General features: G+C 41.7%; 9 protein-coding genes and 3 tRNA genes. 6 read left to right on the top strand and 6 right to left on the bottom strand.

Annotation, left to right across the window (positions count from 1 at the left end; genetic code table 11):
- Window positions 1–65: 65 nt before the first annotated feature.
- The 4 genes from KDU71_RS14530 to KDU71_RS14515 all read right to left on the bottom strand — a co-directional run bounded on the left by KDU71_RS14530 (window position 66) and on the right by KDU71_RS14515 (window position 1,743).
- A tRNA-Val gene (locus KDU71_RS14530) sits at window positions 66–140 on the bottom strand.
- 23 nt (window positions 141–163) lie between these two features.
- A tRNA-Val gene (locus tag KDU71_RS14525) sits at window positions 164–241 on the bottom strand.
- A 60-nt stretch (window positions 242–301) separates the two neighbouring features.
- Window positions 302–379, bottom strand: a tRNA-Val gene (locus tag KDU71_RS14520).
- Between the two features lie 65 nt (window positions 380–444).
- Complete coding sequence (locus KDU71_RS14515; protein WP_212191810.1) at window positions 445–1,743, bottom strand: bifunctional folylpolyglutamate synthase/dihydrofolate synthase; 1,299 nt, start codon at window positions 1,741–1,743, stop codon at window positions 445–447.
- A 75-nt stretch (window positions 1,744–1,818) separates the two neighbouring features.
- On the opposite strand from KDU71_RS14515, the gene KDU71_RS14510 reads away from it, so the two are divergent.
- From KDU71_RS14510 to KDU71_RS14490, 5 genes are all read left to right on the top strand, one after another.
- On the top strand, window positions 1,819–3,138 hold the full coding sequence (locus KDU71_RS14510; protein WP_212191809.1) for a PhoH family protein: 1,320 nt from the start codon (window positions 1,819–1,821) through the stop codon (window positions 3,136–3,138).
- A gap of 133 nt (window positions 3,139–3,271) precedes the next feature.
- Window positions 3,272–4,588 carry a tRNA (N(6)-L-threonylcarbamoyladenosine(37)-C(2))-methylthiotransferase MtaB gene (gene mtaB / locus KDU71_RS14505; protein ID WP_212191808.1) on the top strand — a complete coding sequence of 439 codons (1,317 nt, stop codon included), beginning with the start codon at window positions 3,272–3,274 and terminating at the stop codon, window positions 4,586–4,588.
- Between the two features lie 4 nt (window positions 4,589–4,592).
- The gene (locus KDU71_RS14500; protein ID WP_244828505.1) at window positions 4,593–5,381 is read left to right on the top strand and encodes an inositol monophosphatase family protein; all 789 of its coding nucleotides are present in this window, start codon (window positions 4,593–4,595) and stop codon (window positions 5,379–5,381) included.
- A 1-nt stretch (window position 5,382) separates the two neighbouring features.
- Window positions 5,383–6,267: a lysophospholipid acyltransferase family protein gene (locus KDU71_RS14495; protein WP_212191807.1), complete on the top strand. Its 885-nt coding sequence runs from the start codon at window positions 5,383–5,385 to the stop codon at window positions 6,265–6,267.
- 8 nt (window positions 6,268–6,275) lie between these two features.
- A complete protein-coding gene (locus tag KDU71_RS14490) occupies window positions 6,276–7,310 on the top strand; it encodes a glycosyltransferase family 2 protein (protein WP_212191806.1) in 1,035 nt (344 codons plus the stop codon).
- Here the strand turns inward: KDU71_RS14490 and KDU71_RS14485 are convergent.
- Window positions 7,307–8,608: a UDP-N-acetylmuramoyl-tripeptide--D-alanyl-D-alanine ligase gene (locus KDU71_RS14485; protein WP_212191805.1), complete on the bottom strand. Its 1,302-nt coding sequence runs from the start codon at window positions 8,606–8,608 to the stop codon at window positions 7,307–7,309. The two genes, KDU71_RS14490 and KDU71_RS14485, sit on opposite strands and share 4 nt — an antisense overlap.
- A 93-nt stretch (window positions 8,609–8,701) precedes the next feature.
- Entirely contained in the window at window positions 8,702–10,201 is a 1,500-nt protein-coding gene (gene gldJ / locus KDU71_RS14480) for a gliding motility lipoprotein GldJ (RefSeq protein WP_212191804.1), read from the bottom strand.
- A 317-nt stretch (window positions 10,202–10,518) separates the two neighbouring features.
- Here gldJ and porU point away from each other — a divergent pair, with 317 nt between their 5' ends.
- A complete protein-coding gene (gene porU / locus KDU71_RS14475) occupies window positions 10,519–14,256 on the top strand; it encodes a type IX secretion system sortase PorU (protein WP_212191803.1) in 3,738 nt (1,245 codons plus the stop codon).
- The last annotated feature ends 5 nt before the right edge of the window (window positions 14,257–14,261 follow it).

The following is a 14,261-nucleotide window of genomic DNA, read 5'->3' as shown; positions in this document are numbered from 1 at the left end:
TAACACATGATTGAGGTTTTGGTACAACAAAAAAGGAGAAGCAATAATTGCTTCTCCTTTGAAAGTGGGCGATGAGGGAGTCGAACCCCCGACCCCTTGGGTGTAAACCAAGTGCTCTAAACCAACTGAGCTAATCGCCCTGAAATATATGTTGTTTTAATAATGGTGGGCGATGAGGGAGTCGAACCCCCGACCCCTTGGGTGTAAACCAAGTGCTCTAAACCAACTGAGCTAATCGCCCCTGAATATTTTCAGGTAATTTCAATAAAACTACGTGCTATGATTTCGTTCAATCATTAGTTGGTGGGCGATGAGGGAGTCGAACCCCCGACCCCTTGGGTGTAAACCAAGTGCTCTAAACCAACTGAGCTAATCGCCCCAGTGCTTATCTCCTTAGAAAAGCGATGCAAAAATATGTCTCTTTTTTATTACCTCCAAATTTATTTAGCATTTTTCTAATATGTCGGCTACAATAAATGTGCTTCCGCCAATGAAAATCAGATCGTTGGGATTAGCATTTTTTTTAGCTTCGTTGAGTGCAGAATGTACATCCAGGAAGGGGTGACCATTTAATTGAAACTTTTCGGCCATTTCCTGCAACACTTTTTCATCCAAACTACGTGGAATAGCAGCCTTTGTAAAGTAATAACTGGCATGTTTGGGTAAAATGCCAAGCACAGCCGCATGATCCTTATCGTTTACCATTCCCAAAACTATGTGTAGCTTTTCGTGAGGCGTGTTCTTAATCTGTTCTACCAGCATTGAAATGCCATCCAGATTGTGCCCTGTATCGCAAATAATTCTCGGGTTATATCCCAGGTGCTGCCAACGCCCTAGTAGGCCGGTGTTACTGACTACCTTTCCTAAACCCTGGTAAATGTGCTCTTTACTTATGGTAAAGCTGCCTTTTTGTAGTTGCTCAATAATTGCTAAAGCTGTTAATATATTCTTTTCCTGATAGGAGCCTAGCAAGTCCAGCTTTAAATCGGCATAGGTCAGCTGGTTGTCTCTGTAAATCTGAAATACCTGCTTTTCGTCAATCGATAGGGTGGCAGTTGATACCTTCAGTTGTTGGTCGGCAAAGGAAATGTTGGTACCTCTTTCGTCAGCTAACGAAGTAAAAACAGATGCGGTTTCCTTTTGTGTCTGACCAATAATGACGGGTACATCTTTTTTGATGATGCCACCTTTCTCAATGGCGATTTTATCCAATGAGTCACCTAGGAATGCTGTGTGATCCAGTCCTATGTTGGTAATGGCCGAAACTTCGGGACTGATGATGTTGGTTGAGTCGAGGCGACCGCCCATGCCCACTTCAACGATGGCCACATCAACCGCCTCCTGCTTGAAATACTCGAAGGCCATTGCTACCGACATCTCGAAAAAAGAGGGCTGTAGTTCTTTGATAATATTTTGGTGATTGGCCACAAAATTAATCACAGCCTGTTCGCTAATCATCTGGCCATTGATGCGTATGCGCTCACGAAAATCCTTGAGGTGGGGCGAAGTGTAAAGGCCGACTTTGTAACCCGCTTCTTGCAGTACAGATGCAATGCAATGTGATACAGAACCTTTGCCATTGGTACCTCCAATGTGTATGGTCTTATACGCTTTGTGTGGGTGATTAAAATAGTCATCCAAAGCCAGGGTAGTGGCTAAATCAGCTTTATAGGCCGCTTTACCCACGCGCTGATACATCGGCAACTGGGCAAACAAAAAGTCAAGTGTTTCGTGGTAATTCATAATGCAAAAATATTGCTTAATCTCATTCAAACGCTCTTTTTTTCTCTATCTTTAAGAGAAACAAAACCGAACTTTATGGCAAAAAAACTTTTTATTCTCGATACAAATGTGTTGTTACACGACCACAAATGTATATACAACTTTGAGGAAAATGATGTAATTATTCCGATTGTTGTTCTTGAGGAATTGGATCGATTCAAAAAAGGTAATGACCTCATTAACTTTCAGGCGCGTGAGTTTGCTCGCGAGATGGATAAAATGGCGGGCGAAAAGGCTTTTAAAGAAGGTATTCCGCTTGGGGCAAAAAAAGGGAAGCTATTTGTAGCTACTGGCAAGCCCATACCTGAGGTGATGAAGGAATCATTTAGTGAAAACACCTCTGATCATCGTATTCTGGCCATTTCACTGCATGTTAAGTCAACCTTTCCACGCCGGCAGACAGTGCTTATCACCAAGGATATTAACTTGAGGCTTAAAGCAAAGTCGCTAGGACTGAAGTCAGAGGATTATGAGAATGATAAGGTTAAGAATATCGATATCCTGGATAAGGGCGTTGAGATACATGAAGATTTTGATAAGGCACTGATTGAATCACTGTACCAGCATCAGGGGATACCCATCGATGAGTTTCCAATGAAGGAAGGCTTGCCGGCCAATCAGTATTTTGTTTTAAGGAATGGTAATCAATCGGTTTTGGCGCATCACGATGCCTTATCGGGACTTATCAGAAGGGTAGAGAAGCATGGAGCCTATGGTATTGAGCCGCGTAATGCGGAGCAGACATTCTCATTAAATGCGCTGCTAAATCCAGACATTAAGCTGGTGTCATTAACTGGTAAGGCCGGAACAGGTAAGACACTTTTGGCATTGGCAGCAGCATTACAACAGCATAAACAGTACCATCAAATTTTGTTGGCACGACCAATTGTGCCATTGGCAAATCGCGATCTTGGTTTCTTGCCGGGTGATATCAACGAAAAAATAGGGCCTTATATGCAGCCGCTTTTTGATAACCTGGGTGTGATAAAAAGCAGGTTCAAGGCCACAAGTAAAGAGGTGAATAACCTGGATGAGATGCTTAAAAATGAGCAACTGGTTATCACACCTTTGGCTTATATCAGGGGACGAAGTCTGTCTGATGCCTTTTTTATAGTGGACGAGGCGCAAAATTTGACGCCGCACGAGGTGAAAACGATTATTACGCGCGCTGGCGAAGGAACCAAAATGATATTCACTGGTGACGTTCAACAAATTGATTCACCTTATCTGGATATGCAATCCAATGGCCTTGCTTATCTGACCGATAAGATGAAAGGGCAGGAGATATTCGCTCATGTTAATCTGGTGAAAGGGGAACGCAGTTATCTGGCCGAACTGGCATCTGATTTGCTTTAATATTTTCAGCATTGGGCTCTCATTTCGAGAGCCCATTTTTCTGCCAGATATGAGGTTTGCAAATAGGAACAGCCTCCAAATAACTATGGGCTAATGGCATTTTTGCTACCTTTGCGCTTTTCCTGAAGATACAATGATAGATAATTCGGTTTTTGAAAATAAGAAGGTGGCGTTTCATACCTTTGGATGTAAGCTTAATTTCAGCGAAACATCAACGGTGGCGCGAACAATGGTTGAGGCAGGTTTTGCGAAGGTGGATATTTCTGAACCGGCCGATGTGTACTTGTTTAATACTTGTTCGGTAACCGAGCTGGCAGATAAAAAATGCAAGCAGGTCATTCGTAAGGCCATCAAGCAAAATCCGAATGCATTTATCGTTGTTACCGGTTGTTTCGCTCAGCTAAAGCCCGAGGATGTTTCTAAGATTGAGGGTGTAGATTTAGTTCTGGGTTCTAATGAGAAATTTGATATCCTGCAATATATCGAAGACTTTAAGAAGGGAAGCGGTGCCGAAGTACATGCTGGTAAGATTGGTAAGAACAAAGAATTTAAGCCATCCTATTCCTTTGGTGACCGTACCCGCTGTTTTCTGAAAGTGCAGGACGGGTGCGATTATTTCTGCAGTTATTGTACTATTCCGTTTGCCAGGGGGCGAAGTCGTAGCGATACCATTGCCAATACGATTGAACAAGCAAAGAAGGCAGCCGAAGGTGGTGCTAAAGAAATCATTTTAACCGGGGTTAATATTGGCGACTTTGGCAAAGGGACCGATGAGAACTTCTTTCAGTTAATTCAACATCTAGAAAAAGTGGAGGGCATTAAGCGTTTCCGTATCTCATCCATCGAACCCAACCTGTTGACAGATGAAATAATAGCCTTTGTTGCTGCATCAAAAAAGTTTATGCCTCACTTTCATATTCCGCTGCAGTCAGGCTCCGATAAGGTGCTAAAGTTGATGAAGCGGAAATATGATACACAGTTGTTTCGTACCAAAATTGAGCGCATCAAGGAGTTGATTCCGCATGCATTTATTGGAGTTGATGTTATTGTTGGTGTAAGAGGTGAGTCTGAGGAAGAGTTTAGTGCTACGCATCAGTTTCTGGCCGATCTGGATGTTTCTCAACTACATGTGTTTACCTATTCAGAAAGGCCCAACACACAAGCCTTGAAAATAGATGAGGTGGTACCCATTCCGGTCAGGAAAGAACGAAGTAAGATATTACACGAACTGTCAGAGAAGAAAACCCGTCATTTCTATAAAGCATACATAGGTGAAGAGATGCCTGTGCTGTTTGAGGGGGCCGAGCATGGAGGGCTGATCAATGGCTTCACGCCTAATTACATCAAGGTGGAAGTGCCTTATGATTTTGAACTTAGCAATTCTATAAAGGATGTTAAACTCAAGCATTTGTCATTGGATACGCTTAATATGACGGGCCAATTAATTTAATATTATGAACTATCAGGAATTATGCCAGCAGGTTTGTGATATTGCCAGGCAAACCGGTCACTACATTAAGGCGCAACGTAAGGAGGCTTGGATTAATATTGAGGTGAAAGGAAGTAATGATTTTGTGACGCAGGTTGATAAGGCATCGGAACAGCGCATTGTATCGGCACTGCAAGGATTATTGCCTGAGAGTGGTTTTATTGCCGAAGAAGGTACCTCCGATGCCAGGGGAGATGTTTATAACTGGATCATTGATCCCATTGACGGGACCACTAATTTTATTCATGGCTTATCGCCTTATGCCATAAGTATTGCCCTAATGGAACGCAATGAACTGGTGCTGGGTGTTATTTATGAAATAGGCCTGGATGAGTGTTTTTATTCTTATTGTGGAGCACCTGTCTATTTGAATGGTAAGGAAGTTCGTGTATCTGCCACATCAATGGTTAAGGATAGTTTGATTGCCACTGGATTCCCTTATTCTAACTATTCACGGCTGGATGGTTTTATGGATTCGGTTCGCTACTTTATGGAGCACTCAAGGGGGTTGCGACGGTTGGGCTCTGCAGCTACCGATTTAGCTTATGTGGCATGTGGTCGATTTGATTCGTTTTACGAATATAACCTGAAACCCTGGGATGTGGCCGCAGGCGCTTTTCTGGTGCAGCAAGCAGGTGGTAAGGTATGCGATTTTAACGGTGGAGATGATTATATCTTTGGTGAGGAGATAATAGCTACCAATGCTGAATCTTTTAATGAATTTAAAGAGGTAATTAATCGTATTGTCCGGTAAAATGGGAAGAATTGGAAATTATATTGCTTTAGGCTTTTTGTGGTTGTTTAGCTTACAACCCTTCTTCATACTCTATTTGTACTCCGATTTACTTTATCACTTTATCCGTCTGATCGGGTATCGCAGGTCAGTCATCAACGAAAACCTGCGTTATGCTTTCCCGGAAAAGACAAAAGACGAATTGCGCGAGATTCGCTTAAAGTTCTATCGTGGCTTCTGTGATGTGCTGATTGAAACCATTAAGCAACAATCAATGAGTGAAAAGCAGATGCGTAAGCGAATGGTTTTTAATAACATGGAATATACTAATCAGATGGCGAATGAAGGAAAAGATGTAGTGGCCATCATGGGACATTATGGCTGCTGGGAGTGGATTCCTTCGTTGGCACTGCATTCCAACCATGTGGCATGCGCTACCTATCGCCCGCTAAAGAACATACAGTTCGATAATTACATGCTGAAACTCAGGGGACGTTGGGGAAGTTTGAATTTTACGATGCGCGATACGATGCGCGAGCTTATTAAAATCAGGCGTCAGAATAAGAACTTTATAATTGGGTTGATAGCTGATCAATCGCCCGATAGAAATAAAATACAATACTGGACGAAGTTTTTGAATCAGAATACGGCTGTTTTGCTGGGGCCGGAGAAGATGGCCAAGGCCTTTAAGGCTCCTGTTGTATTCATGAAAATGAGCCGAATAAAACGGGGTTATTACCAGGTGGATATTATTCCATTGGTTGAGGATAGTGTGTCGACCAATGAATTTGAGATTACCGAGACACATTTAAAATGTCTGGAAGATATCATACGGGAAAGGCCCGAAGACTGGTTATGGTCGCATAAGCGCTGGAAGTATTCTGAAGTCAGAGAAATTCAAAACTAAAACCGGATATGTCTAAAACGGCTGTTGTCATATTAAACTGGAACGGACGGGCATTACTTGAAAAGTTTTTGCCTGAGGTTTTAAAAAATTCTGCCCATGAGGGTGTTGAGGTGATCGTGGCTGATAATGCTTCGAGTGACGATAGTCTGCCCTTTTTGCAGGAGAGTTTCCCGTCTGTCCGTGTTATTCAGTTGGATGAAAACTATGGTTTTGCAGGCGGTTATAATCATGCTCTGAAGCAAATTGAAGCCGATTATTTTGTGTTGCTAAATAGTGATGTGGCTCCAGAAAAGGATTGGCTGCCACCGCTTATCCATGCTATGGACGAACAGCCTGACCTGGGAGCTTGTATGCCTAAGGTAAGAGCATATAACGAGCCTGATAAGTTTGAATATGCAGGAGCTGCCGGTGGGTACATCGATGTGTTTGGTTACCCATTTTGTAGAGGACGCATACTGGATCAGCTTGAAATAGATGAAGGACAGTATGATGAGCCTTTATCAGTTTTTTGGGCTACCGGAGCAGCTTTAATGATTCGGGCCGAACTATATAATGAGACTGGAGGATTGGATGAATCGTTTTTTGCTCATATGGAAGAAATTGATTTATGCTGGCGATTGAAAAACAGGGGATATACCATTAAGGTGTTGCCCGCAGCTGAAGTGTTACATGTTGGCGGGGCTACTCTAAGTCAGCAAAGTGCGCGTAAAGCGTTTCTCAATTTCAGAAACAACCTGGTGATGATGGTGAAAAATATGCATGGTAGTCGTCTACTGCCTGTATTATTCATCAGGATGGTACTCGACGGTATTGCCGGATTGCATTTTATAGCCAAAGGGGAATTTGACTTTTTTATGGCTGTTTTAAAGGCTCATTTCAGTTTCTATGGCAGATTACCACAAGTGCTAAAGCAACGAAAGGAGCTGGCGCCATTTCGCCTTAAAAAGCAGCATAGGGAGGTATATCCTCAAAGCATTATTTGGGCTTACTACCTGAATGGTGTTCGTAAATTCAGCCAGCTAAAGCATTTTCGTCTCCATTAAAGATATGGAAGCACTTCCTCCAGTTTATTGCTGCGCGAACCTTTGATCAGCAGGTAAGCATTTTTAATTGGGGCTGCCCTTAATGAATCAATCAGTTCCTCAGTTGTTGTGAAGCATTTGAACTTTTTGTTGTCATGCGCTACATCATTAAACTCTTCACCAACTAGCATGGCCTGTGATAAATTCAGCTCTTTAATAGTATCAATTAGCTTACGATGTTCGCTCAGGCTGTCACTGCCCAACTCTTTCATACCACCAATGATCAGAATTTTATTTTCTGCATCAACCCTGGCAAAGTTCTGCAATGCTACCTGCATACTTGAGGGATTTGCATTGTAGGCATCCATTATGATTTGGTTGTTTTCCGTCTGTATAAATTGCGAGCGGTTATTGGATGGCGAGTATGCCTGAAGGGCTTTATTAATGGCTGCTTCATCAACACCCAGCGTGTATCCAATGCAAATGGCTGATAGGATATTTTCCAGGTTGTAAGCACCAATTAGCTTAGTTGAGATATCGTGGCTTTTTTTAGTCTCATGAGAATGCCATGTAATAGCTACAAACGGATAGTCTGCCGTAATCTGGCCAGTTATTTTGCCATGATTGGGGCCATAATCAATCCGGTTGCTTAGGTTTGCAGCCATCTGATTGAGGTGTGGGTTGTCGGCATTAATAAACACCTTGCCATTGGTGTTCTTTAAGTATTGATAAAGCTCCCCTTTGGCTGTTTTAACACCTTCAAATGAGCCAAATCCTTCAAGGTGCGCTTTGCCTACATTTGTAATGATGCCATAGTTGGGTTCAACTATTTTGCACAAAGCCTCAATCTCGCCAATGTGATTGGCCCCCATTTCTATAACCCCCAATTCAATAGACTCATTTATGCTTAAAAGCGTTAATGGAACACCAATGTGGTTGTTATAATTGCCCGAAGTGGCCTTAATTGCATATTTCTCTTTCAAAACGGCAGCCACTAATTCTTTGGTGGTTGTTTTGCCGTTAGAACCCGTTATGGCCAAAATAGGAATATTTAAATAGCGACGATGAAAACGGGCGAGTTCTTGTAGGGTCGTTAATACATCTTCTACAATAAAAACATTTGTTAGGCCGCTCAGAGTCTCATCATCTGCTACCGCAAAGGCAGCTCCATCTTTCATTACACTATCTACATATCTGTTACCATCGAAATTGGCACCTTTTAAAGCAAAAAACATAAACCCTTTATTATTACTTCTGCTATCGGTGGATACGCCTTTGCTTGCCAGAAAAGCTTGATGAATGTTTGCGATTTGACTCATGGTACTGTCGAAGTGAAAAATGTTTGAATGACAAAAATAAAAAAAGAGGCTAACTATAAAAGTCAGCCTCTTGATAATATTCTGTTGTCAGAATTATTTCTTTTTGCTATTAATAGGACTTCCTACACGTGTCATAGCACATCGGAAACCTAAATCATCGCGACTTTCTCTTTCGTCAAGGTAGCGGCGTGTACCTGGAGCTAACCAATAAGCGCGGTCTCTCCAACCTCCACCTTTGTAAACGCGTGAGCGGTCAGATACCAGGCTTCCAAGGCTGCTGTTTGGCGAACCTGCGTACATTGAGCTGGTGTTGGCATCAACATCGTTCCAGTCTGAACCTACTACGGCATTTGAAGTAGCATCACCGTCCGCATAGTTGCGGTTGTCGGCAGTGCGGTAGTTCTTTCTGTTTAAGATGTCCTTGTCTTCCTCGGTGCGGTAACGAATGCGACCTAGGCTATCTTTCTCTACAATGTAACCTTCTTCATCAAGCACTTTCTGCTGGAAAACGTTACCACGGTAAGGACTGAATTCATCCATATCTTCGAATGATAAAGGACGATATACGTCAGCCACCCATTCATTCACGTTTCCGGCCATACAGTATAATCCGTAATCGTTCGGGTAATATGATTTAACATCAACGGTAATGTCTCCACCATCATTAAGGTTTCCGGCCATACCCATCATGTCACCTGTTCCTCTCACGAAGTTAGCCATCATTTTGCCACGCTCTTTTTTGCTGGCATTACGAGTGATGTGGCCATCCCAAGGATAGATTCGACGGTCAGTCATGCGTTCGTCGTATGAGTTACCAATTAATCCAAGTGCTGCGTATTCCCACTCAGCTTCGGTTGGGAGTCGGTAACGAGGAAGCAGGATTCCGTCATCCCATCTAACACGTCGAGTGTCGTTATTTGGGTTTAGGTCTTCCATAGGGTTTTTACCCTGGATACCTTCGTATTGTCCGTAGAGGTATGCTTCGGTATTGAAGTTGTTTTCACCAATCTGGTTTACATCAAATTCCAGAATGCCTTCGTCAACCAATATCATTTCGTTTACACGGTCAGTTCGCCATTTACAGTAATCCTGAGCCTGAATGTGACTTACACCTACTACAGGATACTCTGCATAAGCCGGGTGACGCAGGTAATTTTCTACCATTGGCTCGTTATAAGCCATTGGGCGACGCCAAACTAAGGTGTCTGGCAAAGCTTTGCGATATACTTCCGGGTAATCAACGTATACACGTCTAATCCAGAATAAATATTCTAAATAATCAATGTTTCTAACTTCACTTTCATCCATATAGAATGAAGGAACGGTCACTCGCCTTGGGGCATTGTTCCATTCATAAAGAACATCTTGCTCAACGCGGCCCATAATAAAGGTACCACCTTCAATAAAAACCAATCCGGGTCCGGTTTCTTGCTCATAGCCTGACTTGTATTCAAAACCACCAAAGTCAGGGTTGTTATATTCCCAACCTGTTGCAGAAGAAACAGTTTTGTTTCCACCGCTCTTACTACATGACGATAAGCCTACTAAGCTAAAAGCCAAAACAGCCAATATAACTGCGGTATTTAATCTCATAGCACTTTGATATTGTGTTCTAATTATCAATTATTTGCGAACTTTAATGCTGCGCTCGTAATATGCGCAACTGACTTCTTTATACTGCAAAAATAAAAAAAGGTTATAGCTGAACTTCTTTTTCATTCCCTTTTTTTAGTAGTGGCAAAAAGTTGTCAATACAATTTTTCATCATTGAAAACGTTAAAAATAGAAAATTCTTGTACAGTAATCTCTATTTTTGTGTTTTTTAATAAACAAAAATGTGTAGTGGCTGTATTAAAATTGATGGGTTTAGAGAGTTGTTGTTGTGTAAGGTGTTGATATTAAGATATTAGATGAAGCAGATTATTGTTGTTTTAGTAGTGTGGAGTTGTTACTGGGTTAACGCACAGGAGCATATTGGTACAGTTCATTTTCAGTGGATAGATGGTGAAATGGTGAGCGATGGTGAGCGACCAGTTCAATTCAAAGATCTTAGCTATTGGGATGATGTCAGTCAACTGCCTGTTAAGCAGATGGACATATTGTTGCCAGGTTATATTCATCCTGATTCTGTTGATGTTAAGTTGTCATTTGAAACAACCGTAATCACAGACTCTCTCCAACTGGTTTTTTTGGCAAACATAGATAAAGAATGTTTTACCATTTTGACCAAAAATACGGTCAGTATCCGTGGTGAATACTTTTTGCAGCTGGTTTTTAAACCCATTATTTATGATGAGCTGGAACAGCACTTTTATCGCCTAGGGCAAATAACCTATGAAACAACCATTCCTAAGGTATCAGAGAATCAATTGCCATTAAAGGGGCTGAAAAAGGAGGCCAGTGCCTCGGTGTTGGCCAGCGGAAAATGGGTGCAAATAAAAGTGACAGAATCCGGGGTTCATAAAATTCCATATTCGCTGCTGTCTTCGTGGGGTTTCACTAATCCATCAAACGTGAATGTTTTTGGTAACGGCGGTAATATGCTACCACTTACCAATGGAGTATTTGAATATGAAGATTTAGAAGAGAACGCCATTTTACATGATAATAATGCCATTTATTTTTATGCGCAGGGCCCTGTTGGATGGCATTATAATTCTGTACAAAAGTTTTTTGACCATCAGTTGCATAATTTTTCAGATGTAGCCTATTACTTTTTGTCTGAGGATAATGGAGAGGGGAAGAGAGTGCAATTAAGTGAATTGGTTAGTAGTACTTTTACGAATGAAACAGATGAGTTTGATAGTTACCGGTTTCATGAACTGGAAAATCAAAACCTTCTTAAATCAGGCAGAAAATGGTATGGTTTGCGTTTCGATCCGCAACAGGCTCGCACTTATAGCTTTGAATTCAAGAATAGGGTGAAGGAGAAGGATATTAGAATAAAAACGAATGTGATTGCGCGGTCTAATGTGAGCTCCTCATTTGAAACCCAGGTCAATGATAAAAATGTTCAAACAATTAATGTTCCGGCAGTTGATTATAATAACTACGTTGGTGCCTTTGCAAATGAAGGTTTAAGTATTGGTAGCTTCAAAACCAATGATGATCAGATAAGTATTAATTTAAGTTATAAGTCAAGTGCCGGAAGTGCCAGTGGGTGGCTGAATTATATTACTCTTAATGCGAAGGAAAAAATTGTTGTTAACGATCAATTGAGCTTTCGGAATGCTGAATTTGTCGGAGATGCAATATCAACCCGGTACTACTTGTCGGGCGTCAGCAGTTCCATGGAATTATGGGATGTAACCAAGCATACTGCGGCAGCAAAGATTAATATTGAAAGCTATAATGGTAAAAGAGGTTTTACCTACCATTCGAACGAATTGCGGGAGTTTGTTGCTTTCGATAAAGCAGGAAACCTGCCCCAGCCCGAGTTTGAGGAATCTGTTCTCAATCAAAATTTAAGGGGCATGTCAGTGCCCGATATGCTTATCGTGGTGCATCCTTTGTTTGAGAGTGAAGCCAGAAGACTTGCTGCTATTCATGCCAAGCATTCAGGCTTACAATGCGAAGTAGTATCGACATATCAGGTGTATAACGAATTTTCTTCGGGTTCACCAGATGTTAGTGCTATCCGTGATCTCGCCAGGCATCTTTATAAGCAGGGAGGAAAGTTTAAATACCTGTTGCTGTTTGGCGATGGCTCATACGATAACAAAACTTACGATGATAAAAACACCAATTTTATTTTAACCTATCAGTCAGATAATTCAACTAATGTGCAGTATTCCTATGTGTCTGATGATTTTTTTGGTTGCCTGGATGATGGAGAGGGAGGTAATATTTTGTATGACAGAATGGACATTGGGATCGGGCGTTTCCCGGTAAGTACAATTGAGCAGGCTAAGGTGATGGTCGATAGGGTTGAAACCTATTTATATAATAGCGATCCAGGTTCCTGGAAAACCGAAATCACCTTTGTAGGTGATGATGGAGACAGTAATCTGCACATGAAGCAGGCTAATGAACTGTCAGAACAGGTTTATACTGATTATCCGGCTTTTAATCACAAAAAGATTTTCTTTGACGCCTACCCTAAGGTAACAACAACATCGGGCGATCGTTATCCGGAGGTTAATGAGGAAGTAAAGAAAACTATTGAAGGTGGTACTTTAATCTTTAACTATACAGGCCATGGCAGTGAACGACAATTAGCACACGAGAATATTTTAGACATACCTACTATTCAGCAATTCACTAATATTAATCGATTGCCGGTATTTATGACTGCAACCTGTGAGTTCAGCCGTTACGATGACTATCATGATACTTCGGCAGGAGAATGGGTTGTTCTTTCGCCCTTGGGAGGCGGTGTGGCATTGTTTACCACAACGCGTATAGCCTGGTCAAACAGTAATATGGAAATTAATAGAAACTTTTATAAGTATATTTTCCAAAAAGATGCTAATGGTGATAAGTTGAGGTTGGGTGAGGTGATAATGGCTACAAAAAACAAATTGGGCAACACTACTAATCGTCTTAATTTTACTTTGTTAGGCGATCCGGCCCTGCAGTTGAATTATCCTTCTGGCGAGATACTTACTCATAGTATCAATGGCAATGTAGATAGTACGCATACTGAGGTGCTTAAAGCCTTAACCATTGCTACAATTGAAGGGGAGATAAAGCAAGAAGAGCTTAATGAACCACTGGTCACCATGCAGGTGTTTGACAAGCCTATCACAGTTAAGACCCTTGGTAATAAGGGGGCTGTGCCATTTGAATATCAGGTGTATCAGAGCCGTATTTACAGGGGGCAGCAGGAGGCCAGTGGCGAGTTTTTTCAGTCGTCTTTTGTGGTGCCTAAGGATATACGATATAATGTAGGTGCCGGGCGTATCAGCTATTATTCTACCGATGCAAATGGTGCAGAGGCCTTTGGTGCCGATAACTCAGTTTTAATAGGAGGCGTGTCAGATAACCCGCCAAATGACACTGAAGGACCTGAGATAGCTGTATGGTTAAATGATTCTTCATTTGTAAGTGGAGGCTTAACTGGCAGTCAGCCTGTTCTAATGGCCCGCTTGTATGATAAAAACGGGATTAATGCGAGTGGAGTAGGCATTGGACACGATATTACGCTGGTAATTGATGATAACCGTTCATTGCCTGTTAACCTGAATAGTTACTACGTGGCAGATAAGAATAGTTTTACAAGTGGCACCATAACATACCAGTTGCGGCCACTCGAAGAAGGGATGCATAAACTTGAGTTAAAAGCCTGGGATAATCTTAATAATTCATCTGTTGCTAACCTGGATTTTGAAGTATACATTGGCAAGAAACTTAATATTAGTAATGCATTAGTTTATCCTAATCCTATGGAGGTTGGTGGTACTATGTATCTCGAGTTTGAGCATGATGCCCCTAACATGATATTAGATGTTACCTGCAGTTTATACAGTATTAGCGGTCGACTGATTGATCAATTTAAAACGCAACAGCCAGCCAGTGGCACTTCTGTTAAGCCGATAGAGTGGCGGCCACGGCAATTGCAGAAAGGCCTGTATGTGCTGCAATGTGAAATTCGTTCGCCAGAAAACCAGGTTGGAAAATTCTCCAAAAAAATCCTCGTTATTAGATAATAAAA

Source organism: Carboxylicivirga sediminis (assembly GCF_018156225.1).
GTDB classification, from domain to species: Bacteria; Bacteroidota; Bacteroidia; order Bacteroidales; family Marinilabiliaceae; genus Carboxylicivirga; species Carboxylicivirga sediminis.
Note: the sequence above shows the minus strand (reverse complement) of the source record. Positions and strands in the feature narration are given on the sequence as shown.